Raw genomic sequence first — 16,507 nt, 5'->3', positions numbered from 1 at the left:
TCCCTCCTTAAAGTTCAGTGTTCCACCACTGTCTGCCATCCTTTTCAATTAAATCTACTGCTCCCGTAGGTCCTGGTGTTCCCGCCTCGTAGTTAGGGTAATCAGAAACATCATTCTCATATCCTTTTTCAATGCTTTCAATAAATTTCCAAGAATATTCAAGTTCATCCCACCTTGTAAATAAAGATGAATTATTTCTCATTGCTTCAAGTAGCAATCTCTCATAGGCCTCAGGCGAATCATTTAAATACTTACAGCTTTGGCAATAATCTAACTCTACCTTTTCTATTTTAAAGTCATTGCCAGGTTTTTTAGCATTTATTTGAAAATAAAAGCCCTCTTCAGGCTGAATTTTTAAAACTAAAAGATTGCTTCCTATTTGATCAAATTCCTTATAATAATTAATTCCAGCAAGTTTTTTAAACTGAATAACTATTTCCGTACTTTTAGTATCCATTCTTTTTCCTGCTCTTATATAAATTGGCACTCCTCCAAAACGAAAATTATCTATATAAGTCTTAAGCGCTATAAATGTATCTGTATTAGATTCCCTAGACACCCTTTCTTCTTGTCTATATCCCACTACCTTGACTTCATTAATTGTTCCTGAACCATATTGCCCTCGAACTATATCTTTCTTTAATGACGCCGTAGTAAAAGGTCTTAGCGATCTAAGCACTTTAACTTTTTCATCTCTTATAGATTCCGGATCAAAATCCACTGGTGGTTCCATTGCAATCATTGTAAGCATCTGCAATAAATGATTTTGAAGCATATCTTTTAATATACCTGCGTTTTCATAATATGCCCCTCTATTTTCTACACCTATTAGTTCATTAGATGTAATTTGGATATTATCAATATAGTTTGAATTCCATAAAGGTTCAAATAGAGAATTACCAAATCTAATTGCTAATATATTTTGGATCATTTCCTTTCCTAAATAATGATCTATTCTAAATATATCCTCTTCCGGTATAAGTTTTGATATATTTTTATTCAAAATTCTCGCAGTTTTCAAATTTGATCCAAAAGGCTTTTCTATCATTACCCTCTGCCAACCTATTGATTTACAAACCATATTATTGTTTTTTAAATTTCTAATTATACCCTCAAAAAACTCTGGTGCAACTGCTAAATAATATAATCTATTTCCTCTTGTTGAATATTCATTATCCATTTCCCCCAAAAACAAATCTAAATCCTTATATCCTTGGTTATTTGAAGTAAAATCAAAATTCTTGTAGAATATTCTCTTAATAAAATTATCCCATAATTTATTATTCAAGGGAAATCTAGAGAATTCTTTTACATACTCATGCATCTCTTCCCTATACTGTTCACTTGTCTTTTCTCGTCTCCCTATACACACAATTGTAAAATTCTCAGATAACTTTCCCTCATGCATTAAGCTAAAAACAGCAGGAATAAGTTTTCTTTTTGTCAGATCACCAGTTCCACCAAAAATCACAAACATACTAGAAAGTTCTATATCCATATTTTTCTCCATTCAAAGTTCACCCTACTCCTATTTTTTTATAAAATTAAGGAATATTAACCTTTTTAATTAATATACCACAAACTAGCATCACACATATAAAATACCTGTAAGTACTTTATTAGAAATTAATGTACATTATACCCTTTTAATGCACATTAAAAAACAACCTGTAAAAAATTTTACAGGTTGTTCTTATTTATGTCCTATAAACCAACAATAGATACACCTACTAATTTGTGGGTAATTTTGTGTTATCTAACTTCAATATATCATTATAGTTAAATGAATTAGTTGAATTTGTTTTTGGTAACACAATATCAATATTTTTATTAATATTAGTTATATCTGTATTAAAATCTACCCCTACAGTATATATCCCAGTTTGGTCACTATTACTTGCCACAGCTGTTGTACCAGATAATTTATTTATGCTAGGTAAATCAATTACAAATTCTGCATTACCTTTTTCATTTACAATATAACCATCTTTATTAATAGTATATCTAATTGTAATTCCTTTATCTCCAAGAATTTTAAGATTATCAATAGATTCTAATGATTTATTCATACTTTTAAGTTGTTGTGGCAATTGAGTTGTTACATCTCCAAATGCCTTATTTATTTCATCCTTGCTCGTTTTATCCTTACCACCAGTAACATCATAAACTGACATCATAGCTTTCATATAATCCTGAGTAAAACTCATAGCATCCTTGCTCTCTGAAAGGTTATTCAAAGTATAATGCATTAAATCCTTAAATGATTTATCATTTAACTTTACTTCATAAGTATTTGAAGATTGCATTACGTTATCTTGCAAGAAACTTTGACTTCCTATATAGGTAACATACTTTGTAGTCGGATTAAATTGTTTAGCATATTTAACTATAAAATCAGTTAATTTAGGTTGGAATTCTTTGCTAAAAGCCATAAGTTTTTTATAATCAGTTTTGGGCATACCTGGTGTACTTGGCATATTCGCTAAATCCATAGCCATGTATTCTTTACCTTTTAATTCAGTTGGAAGCTGCGATGAAAGTAATTTAGGAATTTTATACAACTCATTAATCACAGGTTTTTCTCCAGTTATGTCTGTATCAACCCAAATGCTCATATTTATAGGATCTGGAGATTGAACTAATTGTAATGATATATCGCTTTGCATTTTTGATATTGTTCTATCCTCATTCTGATTGGTTTTAGTTACCATAGAGATTTTAGTTCCATCTATAGATGGCAACACAGTATCCATCATTTGTTTCTCTTTTATCGACATATTAGTGCCTGAAACCTTAAGTGAAATATCAGTTTTACTCTGCATAGAGTTTATTGTTTGTGACTTTGTAAATGACTTCACAAGTGCGAACCCATCAGTTGAGCATCCAGCGAATAGCGAAGTCGTCATAATTAAACCAACACCCAAAGCTAACATTTTCTTAGTTTTTATCATTGTTATTTACCCCCTAATATCAAATATATTGACATTCTTTATTATGCTTTATTTATAAACCATATAAATAGAGCTAATCCTATTATAACTTTTATGCCACTATATATGTATATTACCATTATGAAGCAAAAATGTAAATATTCAATAATAAAATATTTTGGAGGAATATTATTTTTTTGCACTACCCACATTACTAGGAGCCATATTGATTATTGGAAATAATTCTAAAAACAACTTACGCGCCGCAGGTACTGCCGTTTGCGCAGCATAATAATTCGAAGCGTTCGGTTCCTCTATAGTAATTACTAAACTCACTTTTGGGTCGCTAGCAGGTGCCATACCCGCAAATGAGGATACATATTTACCAGTGTTGTATCCTCCATTTGTACTGTTAACTTCATTTGCAGTTCCAGTTTTCCCTGCTATATGATAACCGTCGATATACGTACCAACTGCTGTTCCTTCTTTAACTACCCTTTCCAAATACGTTCTTAGCTGAGTCGCTTTTTCTTTGCTCATTATTGTTTTCTCATTTAGATCACTAAACTGCTTGTCCATAACCTTTTTTCCATTTTCTATATGAGATATGTCTTTCATAACATGTGGTTTTATCCATGTGCCTCCGTTTGCCACTGCGTTAAACGCTGCAATATATTGTATCTGAGTAACGGCAACCCCTTGTCCATATGCCATTGTAGCAAGATCAAGCGGTGTTATATTATTTAAGTCTTTTACAATCCCTGTGCCCTCGCCTGGCATATCAATATTCGTTTTCTGTCCAAATCCAGCAAGCTCTATAAATTTGTAAAAGTTAGCCTTTCCTATCATCTGTCCTAGTTTAACAAACCCTACATTATCTGAATTTTTAATTATATCCGAGAAAGTCTCAATTCCATAATTTTCTTTATTATCGCTATATAATAATTTATCTCCGACCTTAATGCTACCGTTACTTATAAATCGATCCTTTTCCGTTACAGCATTATTTTGAAGGGCTGCAGCTGATGTTATAACCTTGAAAATTGATCCCGGTTCAAATGCACTGCTAATGGCTCTATTCTTCCAAATTTCCTGTATTTCCTTGCTTGTCTTTCCTTCTACATATGGAATATTTAAATTATAATCCGGTGCATTAGCCATTGCCATAATTTCGCCATTCTTTGGGTTCATAATTGTTATACTTACAGATTTTGCACCATTTTTAGCTAATGTTTCTTTTGCAACTTTCTGCGCTAACTCTTGAACTCGTTCATCAATAGTTAATGTTAAGTCCTTTCCGTTTACTGGTTGAACTGTCACTGCTTCCGTATAAGGCAATTCATTACTCTCCCTATCCGCTTCAACTACCTTAACTCCGGGAACACCTGCTAATTCATTATTGTAACTTAATTCAACTCCATTGACTCCATTTCCATCTAAATTGGTATGTCCCATTACATGTGATAAAAAGTTATCGTTTGGGTATGTCCTCTCTACATCTTTTGAAATTATTATTCCACTATATTTTAGAGCCTTAATATTATCCACAACTTTCTTCTCTACCTTTCTTTTAAGTGATACAAACTGTAATGGATTCCCTTTGTTATCTTTGTCATCTAATATCTCTTTAATTTTGCCCTTATCAATATTTAGTATTTTCGACAATTGAAGATCCGCTTGTTCCTCTGGTATTTTTTTTACTACTAAATATTTTTTTAATACATTTAAATCAACATCTAGTCTATAAATATTCATACTTAATGCCAGTTCTTGACCATTTATATCTAGAATTGCTCCTCTTATAGGAGGTACAGCTATACTTTTGGTCTGCTGCTCTAATGCCAAGGATTTATACTTCGACCCATTAACGGCCATTAAATAAACCATTCTGCCAACAAGAGCACTAAATACCAAAGAAAATAATAAGGCTACAATTAAAATTCTTTTACCTCGCTCCCTTTTTCCTTTCAATCTACTCACCAACCTATTTTATATTTTAAAACTATATTTCATAATATAAATGTTTTATTAATTGTATCATAAACAATTAAGATAGTTCCTAATTAACGCAAAAAAAATATAAGAAATCACCACTAGAGTAATTCCTTATATTAATATTTTCCTCTAATTTTTTTATAAATTAATTACTCCTTTTAAAACTGGCTTATTTTCATTTATTGGATTAAACTCTATTACGTCCGGTATTTTCCAATTTTTTGTTCCATTATTAAATTTCCTTGGTAATAAATAATGAACTACTCTATGTTCTTTTTTTCGTTTATCTTTTATCTCTTCTTCAAACATAGCTTTTACTTCGTTCATGTGACAGCTATTTATCCTAATTTGTTTAAAATCAAGTTCACTTATAATTTGCAAAAATCTATCTACTTCACTTTGAAAAACTTTTGCAAAAAAAGCATTTTGCTTATCACCATCACAAATTAATACAGGATTAAGTTGACTTTCATTAATAATAGCTTTCAGTTTAAATACATTTTTTTTGCTCCTCCCTATAAAATAGCCATAATTAATATAATTAGGGTCATTGCTTTCTGGGAAAATCACATTATATAACAATTCTTCTTCATTCATTTTAATCCTCACCTTTCTAATATATTATTAGATAAATAAAACTAAAATTTATAAAACTGCTTTTATAAAATATCTATTTGAAAATGTATTTGATAATAATATTATTATATCAGTTGTTTGTAAAGAATATGTTATTTTTTTGTTTAGAATTAGTTAATTGTTAAATTTTCTTATACAATACTTTCCATAAGTTTACACCAACATTAATAAAATAGGAAGGTTAATTTCATATATTTCTGCTTTAAATTAGAATTTATATTTGCCTAAAATAATTTTCTAACAAACTTATCAACGCAGAAAGTGTTACTCTCTATATTGTACTCTGTTTCATTAATCTTTACTTTACTCAGATAAAATTCAACCCTTAGAGGCACCACATCCATAATTTTATCATTAAAATTATTTGGTTTTAATCCTGGCTCGTAAATATGCGAGCTACCAAAAGCATCTTTAACTGTTATTTTATCTAATGATGTATACAATGATTTAATAGTTCCATTTTCTTTAAAATTCAAAGAATTTGTATCAGCATTAAGGCCAATAGCATCAAAATCAAATGCATGAAGTTCTCCAATAACAGTCTTTATTAAAGTTTGCCTTCTAGGTTCACAAGACTTAATAGCACCATTTGGATATAGTGAGAATCCAATACGAGTCTCTATCATCCCATAATGTGATAAAACATTAATAAAATCCTTTGGCCATAAAGTTAGGCTCTTTACAGCGCCAGATTCATAAAAATTAATGCCAATAATTTTTTTCTTAAACTTTCCAAACTCAAAATGAAATTCTAACTCCTCGGAAAGTTCATATTCATTTTGCTCAGTCCAATAGCCAGTTATCTTACCATTTAACGGGAAAATGCGCTTAATTTCCCCATTTTCATGAAATACCGCAAGCTCTGCTGATAGTTTTCCTACACTTGTAATTATATTCGTTCCACCTTGAAAAGAAATACTTTGTAAATTTCCATTTTTATAAAAGGATAAAGATCTTTTATACTTACGTCTTACTTCTTCTTCATCATATTGAGGAACCAAAATTCCATAACTTGTGTTAATCTCGCAATACTCGCTCAATTTACATTCCTTTATTATTCCATCAGTATAAAATTCAATACTAGTTATCCCTTTTAGCATACCATATTTAGTCATAAACTCCTTCATATTATCGCCTCCGAAATAAAATATTTACTATTCCTTGCAAATATCAGGATAAACCATTACTTTAATTTCACTTTGACTAATATGAGTCGTTTCCATTTTTAAATTCAACTTTTCAAATTCAGAATTGAACCAGGGTGGTATATGACCACAAATTATCTCTAATTGATAAAAAATTGTAGTAATCAAAAATGGTATCAATATACTCTTCGAAGTAAAGCTTTCATTATTTTTCTGAATTTTCCTTAGATTTACATAATAATGTCCATCCTTAACCTTTTGAATAATAGGTTTCAAATCATCTAATCTTTCCAGCTTTATTAACTTTGCTTCGACCATTTCTTTTTCAAATACAAACTCTAATAATTCCATCGGGTTACCTTCTAGTTCCCAAGTATTAAATCCCATTCCATCAAGAATATTGTAGGTCATCCCTTTTATTTCTCTCCCAACAAAAACTTTGCAATTACCTAATTCTTCTGCCATTTTTATAATGTTGCCTCTAATTTCTTTTATCCCAGTTATATTATCTATTCTAAAGATAATCTCCTTAGTTATTTTCCATGTGCCCTTGCTTCCCGCGTAAACTTTAATTATACCTGGTTCAACTATAGATTCTGTTTTACCAGAAGCATCTTGAAATACTGCTATCTCCATTTTATTTTCTATTTATCAAATCAATGTTTTTTTGTTTATCTGATAAATTTTCCTCCTTATTTTAATAAAATATAGTGTTTATTTATACTAAATTATTATTTTTATCTAAGGCATTTATTAACTTAACATAATCACAATTACCTGCCCTTTCTCCTATTCCTCCAAATGTAGAATCTACAAATTCTGCCCCAGCCATAACTGCAGAAACAGAATTTGCCACAGCCATACCAAAATCGTTGTGTGCATGAAACTCAATAGAAATATCAATGTTTTTTTTGATTTGTTTAATTTGTTTATATATTTTATCTGGATACAGTATTCCAACAGTATCTGCATATCTAACACGCTGTACGCCAAGTTCTTTAGCTTCCCTTATAATATGAATTAAAAACTCGATTGATGTTCTTGAAGCATCCTCAAGACCAACCACAACCTCGTAGCCCTTTTCTTTAGCATAATAAACGCTCCGCTTCATTTCATTAATAACCCAGACTCTATTTCTCCCAAGTTTCCATTTTATTTGTATATCAGATACAGGAACTGATATATGCACAATATCTACCCTGCAATCAATAGAATGTTTTATATCACTTATATTCATCCTATTCCATGCAGAAACCTTACTTTTTAACCCTAGACTCATTAATTGTTCAATGCTTTTTTTTTCATCCCCACCCATGGCAGGAGTGCCAGCTTCTATTTGATATACATCTTTTGAATCTATAATTTTAGCAAATTCAATCTTGTCATCAAAACCTAGCTCAACGCCTGCCATTTGTTCACCATCTCTTAATGTAGTATCAACTATTTTATACATAACGTACCCTCTTAATTCCTTTGCATATTTCTATAAAGTCCTCATCTGAAAGTTCCATTTTATTTTTTATGCTTTTACTTTTAACCCTCTCCAAAATATCTGAAATTTCTGCTTCCATAAATTTATTTTCTATATTAAGCTCTTTTAATTTAGCATGGATTGAATTTTTACCTGAGTGCTTACCTAAAGCAAGTTTACGCTTCATTCCAACAATTTCAGGTTTAAAAGGTTCATATGTTATTGGATTTTTTTCAATGCCAGCCACATGTACTCCAGATTCATATTTAAATATATCCTTACCAATTACGGGCTTATTGTTAGGTATCTTACTGTAGGTTATTTTTTCGTATTGTAACCTCATTACGCTAAGAACACTAATATCTTCATTTACTTCTTCACCCAAAATAACTTTTGTAGAAACTAATATTTCCTCCAGTGGCGTTGTGCCATAAGTCCCATCACGTCCACAAAAAGCTGTGGTTATATAATCTATTCCTTTAATAATAGCCTGAAAACATGCTGCTGTTGCCATAGAAAATTTATCACTAGCATAAATATTAGTTTTTACATTATATTTTTCTTGTATATAATCGTAAGTTAACCAGTTACTCTCGCCTTTAAATCTTAAGCAAAAAAATTTATCTATATTTTTATTAATCTTATTCATGAAATTGCTTTTATAAGAATTAATATCTATTTCTAATATAATTTTAAAGTTATAATTTTCTTCAATACATTTAATATTAAAAAACTCTAAGTCCTCTTCTTTAACTAAAATATATTCTATACCATTTCTTTTACATATTTCCAATTGACTAATTTTATCAATTCTAAAAATAAAAACCTCTGATGTTATCAGAGGTCTTACAATATTAAATGTCCTCTCATCAACCTCAAAGAAATCTACCCCTATTCTTCTTAAATTCATCGTGAACTCATGTACTTCATTTTCATTAAATCTTTTTTTCGTTATGTTCATTAATGTCCTATCAATAATATAAGTTTCTTTTCCATTTATAATTATAGACATTAATAACACTCCCCTCGTATAAAATAATTTAATTCTTTATCATATTTCTAGTCTTTTTACTATATCTCCATTTATCAAATGTGACTGCACAATTTCATCCACATCGTCTGGTGTTACTTTTCCATACCAGGTGCCTTCAGGATATACAATAACTATTTGCCCCTCATTACATAATCCAAGGCATCCTGAATTAGTTACCATTACTTTATCACTAATATCATTTTCCTCAATAGCTTCTATAAAATTTGTTACAATTTCAGTGGAATCATTAGAATGACAATATCCCTTTTGAGTTCCATTTATTCTAGAACTCGTACAGACAAAAACGTGAAATTCTGGTTTTATCATGACACTGCCTCCCCTACTATTTTTCTAATTCCATTTCTAATTTCATCACATAATAGATATACTTCTATATTTTTATTTTCAAGTTTCTGTTTAGGTATATCTCCAATTCTAAGAGCAAGAACCCCAGAGCAGTCATCAATTGTTTTTATTATATAATCTATCTTATCTTCATGACTATCATCACAATCCTCTGCACCTGTACAAAATTTAGGTATTTTTCTCTTTTCAATAAATGTTGCATCACCATTTGTAAAATCATATATATAAAACTCCTGCGCATGTCCAAAATGCTGATCCACATTAAGTCCTGATTTAGATGCCACTGCAAATCTAATTGGTTTAACTTCATCCGTAGCGGAAGATTTTATCGCTCCTGCTGTTTGAGATATATCATTTCCAAGAGTTCCTACAGCATCTGCTCTACACTGTTTACAATGATACATTTGTTTAAGATCTATTTCGCATTTCTTTCTCATAGCGAGCAAGTCTTCATTATTTACCGTTTTAATGTCTTCAAAAACACTTCCTGGTGCATTTATCATAGGCATAATATTTGTCATAAATGCTCCACACTCTTTAACCTTTTTAACAGTATCCTCAATTCCAATATCATTAACACCTTTTACATAAACGATGTTTACCTTGCAAATAAGTCCTTTCGACGTAAGATATCTAAGACCCGAGAGCTGATTTTGTAGTAAAATAGTTGCTCCATCAATCTCCGTATACTTCACCCCAAGATAGTTAATCTCCTTATAAAGCTTAACTCCAATCTTTGGATCTACTGTGTTTATAGTAATAGTAATATGTGAAACACCAAGTTCTAATATTTCATTTGCATAAAAAGGTAACATTAATCCATTAGTAGATAAGCAAAACGTTATATCAGGACTTTCTTTCTTTATTAGTTGGATGGATTCTTTAACTACATCAAAATTAGCTAATGCATCTCCAGGGCCCGCTATCCCAACAACTGTAAGATTTTTAAGTTTACCTTTGAATTCTTTGAATCTTTCCAAGGCCTGAACTGGAGATAATATTGAGCTTGTAACTCCAGGTCTACTCTCATTTACACAATCAAATTTACGACTACAATAATTACAACTTATATTACAATTTGGAGCTACTGGAATGTGTATCCTTGCATTATCATGTGCGCAGCCATTAAAACATGGGTGACTTTTTGTTTTTTCCTCCATACTGATTATCTTTTTAACCTGCGCCTGAGCATTAGACTTATCTTCATCTTTTCCGTTATCATAATATTTATCATACATATCTCGCCTATAGCCCCTTTCTTTTCTTTCTAATATAGAATTAGTGATTTCATCTAAAAATCTTAGTGAACCATAATATCCCACATTAACTGCCCTTTGAGCACCAACTCTATCATGAATTGGGAATCCGATTCTTATTAATTTGATTCCTAATTTTTTCTCGATCCGTCTTCCATTGGAATCACCAATTAATAAATTCGCCTTAAGCTCTTTTGCATGTTTTTCAATAATTTCAAAATCAGTATCATCAATAATAATAGGTTGATTATCAAGATCTTTTGTAAGTTCTTTTAATTTACCTTTTAAAATTTTATTTTTAGAACCAGTGGCTATAAGTAGTGGTGTTATTCCATTTTCAACACATAATGATGTAACTGCATACACAATTTCCGGTTCTCCAAAAATAATAGCTCGTCCTTCTCCATTATATTTGTGTGAATCAATTATTCCATCAAGGTAACGACTCCGCTGCTTTTCTAATACCTTAGGCACTGGTTTTCCACTGATTTGTGATATTAAATTAATAAATACATCTGTTGCCTTTAACCCTATTGGCACTGCACACTTAAATATTGGGACTCCAAAAGTTTCAAACAAATAATCTCCAGCAGTAGATCCGATTTCAGCGCTACAATCCATCTCTATTGTTGCGACGGCTCCTCCCATTAAAGCTATATCACGAAGACTAGTACCACCCTCTGGAACTTTATTATACTTTTTATTGTAGCCTGCATCCAATGTCTCTGATACATCTGGTAATATTGTGTATTCTACCTTAAAGAGATCTAAAATACTTTTTAATAACCTTATGTCTCCTGGATTTATATTAGCAGCAATTATATTAATTTTTTTAGTTTTTATATCACCCATGCTTAAATATTCAACGAGTCTTCTAAGTGTTTTATAATAGCCTTCAGCTTGGGTACCAGAATATGCAGGTGTTGATATTGGAATAATCTTAATATCTCTAGTTTCAGGATTCTCCTCTTGAAATTCTATAATTATACGTCCAATATCCTCTCCGATAGTTTCTGCAAGGCAAGTTGTTAGAACGCCAATAATTTTGGGATTATATAATTTAATTATATTTTTAAGTCCTAATTTTAAGTTTTTAGCACCACCATAAATTGTTCCATCTTCAGTAAGTGAAGACGATGCAATATCAATTGGTTCATTATAATGAGTTGCCATGTGGCGCCTAATATATGTGCTACACCCTTGAGATCCATGAAGAATTACCATACTTTCTTCAATTCCTTTAAGTGCCATCACACCACCAAGTGGCATACACATCTTACAAGGATTAACACTCAAATTCACCGAATTTCTGATTTCCATATTAACACCTCCTGTTTTATATAAGTTTCCAAACTGGACTATTGATTGTTAAATCTACTTCCTTTGCAAAGTTAACAGCTCCTTCAAATCCCGCTAGTGCATGTTTTCTTTCATGATTATGATCACAAAATGCAATTCCAAGTTTGTAAGCAAGCGGTCTTTCTTTAACTCCTCCAACTAAAATATCTGCATTTTTCTCAAGTATAAATCTTTCAAGTTCTGCTGGATTGGTATCATCTAAAATTACCGTTCCCTCATTAGTTATTTTTTTTATAATATCGTAGTCCTCTTCCTTACCAGTTTGAGTTCCTACCATAACAGTTTCCATTCCAAGTTCTCTAAATTGTTTAATAAGTGAAATAGCTTTAAATCCACCACCTACATATATAGCAACCTTCTTACCTATTAGTCTCCTTTTGTAATAAGCTAATGTTTCTTCAATTTGTTTCTCTTCAGTTTCAATTAGTTCCTTTGTTCTTTTTATAATTTTTTTGTCCTTACTTAACTGCGCTACATTTGTTAAAGATGCCTTAATATCCGCAAGTCCTAAAAAACTAACATTAATATATGGTATTCCAAATTTTTCAGTCATTTGATTTGCAAGGTAATGCATAGATCCAGCACACTGCACTATATTTAGACTAGCTGTTGGTGCCTTTTTAATCTCATCAGTTGTGCTATCACCTGTGATTCTTGCAACTACTTTAACACCCATTCTTTTAAAATAATTTTTAATAATCCACATTTCTCCGGCTAAATTAAAATCACCTAAAATATTTATTCCTAAAACCTTTGGCTCATTATTCTCACCCATAAGATTTAATATTGCATTGCAAGCGGCTCTATATCCTACTGCTTTATTTCCTGAAAACCCAGGTGCTTTAACTGGAATAACTCGAATATTATATTTGCTTTCTGCCATTCTACAGACTGCATCAATATCATCACCAATTACACCCACAATACAAGTTGAATATACAAATATTACTTTAGGGGAATGTGCTACTACTATCTCATCGATAGCAGCAGCAAGTTTTTTCTCTCCCCCAAATATAACATCTTTTTCTCTTATATCCGTGGAGTAACTATTTCTGTAATTTTCAGAATCACTAGTTAGACTTCCTCTTATATCCCAAGTATAGGCAGCGCATCCAATAGGTCCATGAACCAAATGAAACGCATCTGTTATGGGATTTAATACAACCCTTGCACCCGCGTACACACAAGCCCTTTGACTTACAGAGCCAGATACGCTATTGCCATCACACTTCATCTTTTTTCCTTTGTTTTTAGAGTTATAACAAACTGAGTCTTCTCTTTCTTTAAGTAATTCTGTTTTCATATAATCACCTCCACGAATATTAATTTACATTACTAATTCAAAATCCTCCTCAGGACATGTTCTATCTATTTTATCTAATATGACATTTGACATCATTTCAATTAATCTAATAGCACCCTTATATCCAACTATTGGGAAATACTGATGTGCATATCTATCGAGTATTGGGAAACCAACTCTTACAAATGGAACATCTTCTGCTCTTGCAATAAATTTACCATGAGTATTACCCATTAATAAATCTACTGGATCATTTTTCATCCATTGGTGAAGTTCAAATAAATCAGCTGCAGCCTTAACTGTAGATCCCTCTATACCATTTTTTTCAAGCATTGCATTAACCTCTTTTACAAAAGTCTCTCCTGGTGTTCCTGTAATTACATACTTTGGAATAGCGCCTAGACTTATTACAAATTCGGCTAAACTTGTAACTATATCTGGATCTCCATAAATAGCTACTTTTTTACCATTAAAATAAGCTTGACTGTCTAACATTAAATCAACTAGTTGCCCTCTTTCTTCTTCTATAGATTTTGGAACATCTTTATTTGAGAATAGAGATAGTTCTGTCATCAATCTATCTGTAGCTTCAATTCCAATAGGAGTAGCTAAAGTTTTCATAGGTACTTTGCATTTTTTCTCTAGCTCTATCCCAGCAGCCTCGGCAGAATATGAACCAAGTGCTATTGATAGCTTTGAATTTCCAGCATCAATAATTTCATCAACTGTTGTTCCACCAAGTGGATACATTTCAAAAGAACCTGTCATAGGTGCATCTAAAACACCACTAGTATCCGGGAAAAGAATATTGTCAATTCCCATAACACTAAGAATCCTTTTTAATTCTCTCATATCACCTGGATCTACAAATCCTGGTAAAAGATTAACTTTTCCATTTTCTTTGCCGCTATTAACAGATAAATAAGTAACAAAAGCTTTTACCATACTTGAGAATCCAGTTATATGTGAACCTACATAACTTGGAGTACTAGCATGAATTACATGTTTACCCTCTGGAATATCACCCTCAGCTTGAAAAATCATTGTTTTACAATCATCACCGATAGTCTCTGATAAACAAGTAGTATGAACTGCTATTATATCCGGTTTATAAAGTTCAAATATATTTTTTATAGCAGTTTTTAAATTTGCTCCTCCACCGAAAACCGATGCTCCTTCTGTAAATGCACTTGTAGATGCCATTATTGGCTCTTTAAAATGCCTTGTAAGTTGCATTCTATGAAAAGCACAACATCCTTGGGACCCATGACTATGAGGTAAACATGCATGAACACCAAGTGCTGCATACATAGCCCCAATAGGTTGACAAGTTTTTGCAGGATTAATTCTTAAAGCTTTTCTTTCAACGACATCTTTCGTAGTTAAATCTAACATTACTCATCACCTCCAATAACTTTTCCTTCTAATAGTGGTTCTACTTTCCACGGTGGGGTAACATATCTCCATGCAGGAGTATGTACTCCCGATGTAAGCTCTCTTGCAAAAACTACTGCTCCTCTGAATCCTGCATACGGTCCTGAATAATCATATGAATGTAATTGCTTTGACGTTACCCCCATCTTTTGCACTACATACTTATCTTTAATTCCCGAGAAAAACATGTCAGGTTTTAAATGTTTAATTAATTGCTCTGTTTCAAAATGGTTTAAATCATCAATTATTACAGCATCTTTCTTCATATCTTTTATAAGGCCGTCATACTTAGCTAAAGGTATTTCATTTTTGAGTTTTTCATATCTCTGCGGAGATATAATAGTTCTATATTTCTTTTCGTCTTTTTCAACTGTTAAGTGCTCAATGTTCTTACTGTCTGCATCAAGTTTTATATCAGGAATAACTTCGCGACCCTCATAATCATCTCTGTGGGCAAATTCATAACCTGAAACTACAGTTTCAATACCTAAGTCATGAAGAAGCGTTTGATAATGATGGGACCTTGAACCTCCAACATATAAAAATGCTGTTTTTCCTTCAAGTCTTGTTTTATAATATTGCATTTGTCCTTCTATTGCAGCAATTTCCTCTGCAATTACCTTTTCTGTTTTTTCTATAAGATCTTTATCATCAAAATAAAGCGCTACATTTCTTAAAGTCTCAGTAATTCCACTAACACCTATAAAATTAACTTTTATCCAAGGTATTCCGTATTTTGTCTCCATCATTTCAGCTATATAATTTATAGATCTATGACATTGAACTAAATTAACATCAGCTGTATGAGCATTTTTTATGTCCTCATAACTACCATCACCGGTCATTACACATACTACTTCATAACCTATTTTTTTGAATACTCTTTCAACTTCCCAGCCATCTCCGCCAATATTATACTCACCTAACAAATTTATAGAATGTTTTTTAGTAGGAGCTTTAGTTCCTGTACCAATTACACTTCTCATTAAATTGTTGTTAGCGATATGATGTCCAGCTGACTGACTTACACCTTTGTATCCTTCACAATTAAAAGCTAAAACTTGAATTCCATAAAGCTTTTCTGCTTCAGCCGCTACTGCATTTATATCATCACCAATTAGTCCTACTGGGCATGTAGCTGAAATTGTTATGGCAGTCGGATGGAATATCTCTACTGCTTCTTTTATTGCTTGTCTTAATTTCTTTTCACCACCAAATATAATATCGCTTTCTTGCATATCTGTTGAAAAACAATATTCTATATAGTTTTGACCTCCTGGTTCAGTTTTCGCCTTATTTCTCCTTGTTCCCCAAGTATAATAAGAACACCCGATAGGTCCATGAACTATATGAACCATATCCTTTATTGGCCCGAGTATAACGCCCTTACAGCCTGCATAACAACATCCCCTGCTTGTTATCATCCCTGGAATTGTTCTAGTATTCGCTGTAATTGATAATAAATCATCCTCCGCTTTTTTAATAACTATATGTTGTTTTCTGTTTTTAAATGTTTTTGCAGGATATTTTTCAAGCACTTTATCCATAAATTCTTTCATATACTTCACCTCGCTTTATT

13 protein-coding genes are annotated in these 16,507 nt (G+C 31.6%); all 13 read right to left on the bottom strand.

What is annotated here, in order from left to right:
• Positions 1-7 precede the first annotated feature (7 nt).
• Positions 8-1,510 carry a glucose-6-phosphate dehydrogenase gene (zwf, locus tag A7L45_RS06390; protein ID WP_071612002.1) on the bottom strand — a complete coding sequence of 501 codons (1,503 nt, stop codon included), beginning with the start codon at positions 1,508-1,510 and terminating at the stop codon, positions 8-10.
• Between the two features lie 220 nt (positions 1,511-1,730).
• Entirely contained in the window at positions 1,731-2,951 is a 1,221-nt protein-coding gene (locus A7L45_RS06385) for a hypothetical protein (protein WP_071612001.1), read from the bottom strand.
• 168 nt (positions 2,952-3,119) lie between these two features.
• Complete coding sequence (locus A7L45_RS06380; protein WP_372445281.1) at positions 3,120-4,910, bottom strand: penicillin-binding transpeptidase domain-containing protein; 1,791 nt, start codon at positions 4,908-4,910, stop codon at positions 3,120-3,122.
• Between the two features lie 153 nt (positions 4,911-5,063).
• Positions 5,064-5,522 carry a hypothetical protein gene (locus tag A7L45_RS06375; protein ID WP_071611999.1) on the bottom strand — a complete coding sequence of 153 codons (459 nt, stop codon included), beginning with the start codon at positions 5,520-5,522 and terminating at the stop codon, positions 5,064-5,066.
• A gap of 263 nt (positions 5,523-5,785) precedes the next feature.
• Positions 5,786-6,688, bottom strand: coding sequence for a hypothetical protein (locus A7L45_RS06370; protein WP_071611998.1), 903 nt, complete (start codon positions 6,686-6,688; stop codon positions 5,786-5,788).
• Positions 6,689-6,715: 27 nt separating this feature from the next.
• Positions 6,716-7,342, bottom strand: a complete 627-nt coding sequence (gene anfO / locus A7L45_RS06365; RefSeq protein WP_071611997.1) for a Fe-only nitrogenase accessory protein AnfO — start codon at positions 7,340-7,342, stop codon at positions 6,716-6,718.
• 82 nt (positions 7,343-7,424) lie between these two features.
• Positions 7,425-8,159 carry a beta/alpha barrel domain-containing protein gene (locus A7L45_RS06360; RefSeq protein ID WP_151553339.1) on the bottom strand — a complete coding sequence of 245 codons (735 nt, stop codon included), beginning with the start codon at positions 8,157-8,159 and terminating at the stop codon, positions 7,425-7,427.
• The gene (locus tag A7L45_RS06355) at positions 8,152-9,189 is read right to left on the bottom strand and encodes a homocitrate synthase/isopropylmalate synthase family protein (RefSeq protein ID WP_071611996.1); all 1,038 of its coding nucleotides are present in this window, start codon (positions 9,187-9,189) and stop codon (positions 8,152-8,154) included. Before A7L45_RS06355 ends, A7L45_RS06360 begins: the two co-directional genes overlap by 8 nt.
• 39 nt (positions 9,190-9,228) lie before the next feature.
• Complete coding sequence (locus A7L45_RS06350) at positions 9,229-9,537, bottom strand: 2Fe-2S ferredoxin (RefSeq protein WP_071611995.1); 309 nt, start codon at positions 9,535-9,537, stop codon at positions 9,229-9,231.
• Entirely contained in the window at positions 9,534-12,152 is a 2,619-nt protein-coding gene (nifB, locus tag A7L45_RS06345; RefSeq protein WP_071611994.1) for a nitrogenase cofactor biosynthesis protein NifB, read from the bottom strand. Before nifB ends, A7L45_RS06350 begins: the two co-directional genes overlap by 4 nt.
• A 16-nt stretch (positions 12,153-12,168) precedes the next feature.
• Positions 12,169-13,494 (bottom strand): nitrogenase iron-molybdenum cofactor biosynthesis protein NifE, encoded by a 1,326-nt coding sequence (gene nifE / locus A7L45_RS06340; protein ID WP_071611993.1) that lies wholly within the window; start codon positions 13,492-13,494, stop codon positions 12,169-12,171.
• Between the two features lie 24 nt (positions 13,495-13,518).
• Complete coding sequence (gene nifK, locus A7L45_RS06335; protein ID WP_071611992.1) at positions 13,519-14,889, bottom strand: nitrogenase molybdenum-iron protein subunit beta; 1,371 nt, start codon at positions 14,887-14,889, stop codon at positions 13,519-13,521.
• Positions 14,889-16,487 (bottom strand): nitrogenase molybdenum-iron protein alpha chain, encoded by a 1,599-nt coding sequence (nifD, locus tag A7L45_RS06330; protein ID WP_071611991.1) that lies wholly within the window; start codon positions 16,485-16,487, stop codon positions 14,889-14,891. Before nifD ends, nifK begins: the two co-directional genes overlap by 1 nt.
• Positions 16,488-16,507 lie beyond the last annotated feature (20 nt).

Origin of the sequence: Clostridium estertheticum subsp. estertheticum (genome assembly GCF_001877035.1) — a bacterium.
Lineage (GTDB): Bacteria > Bacillota > Clostridia > Clostridiales > Clostridiaceae > Clostridium_AD > Clostridium_AD estertheticum.
Note: the sequence above shows the minus strand (reverse complement) of the source record. Positions and strands in the feature narration are given on the sequence as shown.

What these genes read in the sequence shown, in the direction of transcription:
- A7L45_RS06370 (WP_071611998.1), bottom strand. Translation starts at nt 6,688, where the DNA reads ATGAAGGAGTTTATGACTAAATATGGTATGCTAAAAGGGATAACTAGT.
- A7L45_RS06375 (WP_071611999.1), bottom strand. Translation starts at nt 5,522, where the DNA reads ATGAATGAAGAAGAATTGTTATATAATGTGATTTTCCCAGAAAGCAAT.
- A7L45_RS06360 (WP_151553339.1), bottom strand. Translation starts at nt 8,159, where the DNA reads ATGTATAAAATAGTTGATACTACATTAAGAGATGGTGAACAAATGGCA.
- nifD (WP_071611991.1), bottom strand. Translation starts at nt 16,487, where the DNA reads ATGAAAGAATTTATGGATAAAGTGCTTGAAAAATATCCTGCAAAAACA.
- anfO (WP_071611997.1), bottom strand. Translation starts at nt 7,342, where the DNA reads ATGGAGATAGCAGTATTTCAAGATGCTTCTGGTAAAACAGAATCTATA.
- nifB (WP_071611994.1), bottom strand. Translation starts at nt 12,152, where the DNA reads ATGGAAATCAGAAATTCGGTGAATTTGAGTGTTAATCCTTGTAAGATG.
- nifE (WP_071611993.1), bottom strand. Translation starts at nt 13,494, where the DNA reads ATGAAAACAGAATTACTTAAAGAAAGAGAAGACTCAGTTTGTTATAAC.
- A7L45_RS06350 (WP_071611995.1), bottom strand. Translation starts at nt 9,537, where the DNA reads ATGATAAAACCAGAATTTCACGTTTTTGTCTGTACGAGTTCTAGAATA.
- zwf (WP_071612002.1), bottom strand. Translation starts at nt 1,510, where the DNA reads ATGGAGAAAAATATGGATATAGAACTTTCTAGTATGTTTGTGATTTTT.
- A7L45_RS06385 (WP_071612001.1), bottom strand. Translation starts at nt 2,951, where the DNA reads ATGATAAAAACTAAGAAAATGTTAGCTTTGGGTGTTGGTTTAATTATG.
- nifK (WP_071611992.1), bottom strand. Translation starts at nt 14,889, where the DNA reads ATGTTAGATTTAACTACGAAAGATGTCGTTGAAAGAAAAGCTTTAAGA.
- A7L45_RS06355 (WP_071611996.1), bottom strand. Translation starts at nt 9,189, where the DNA reads ATGTCTATAATTATAAATGGAAAAGAAACTTATATTATTGATAGGACA.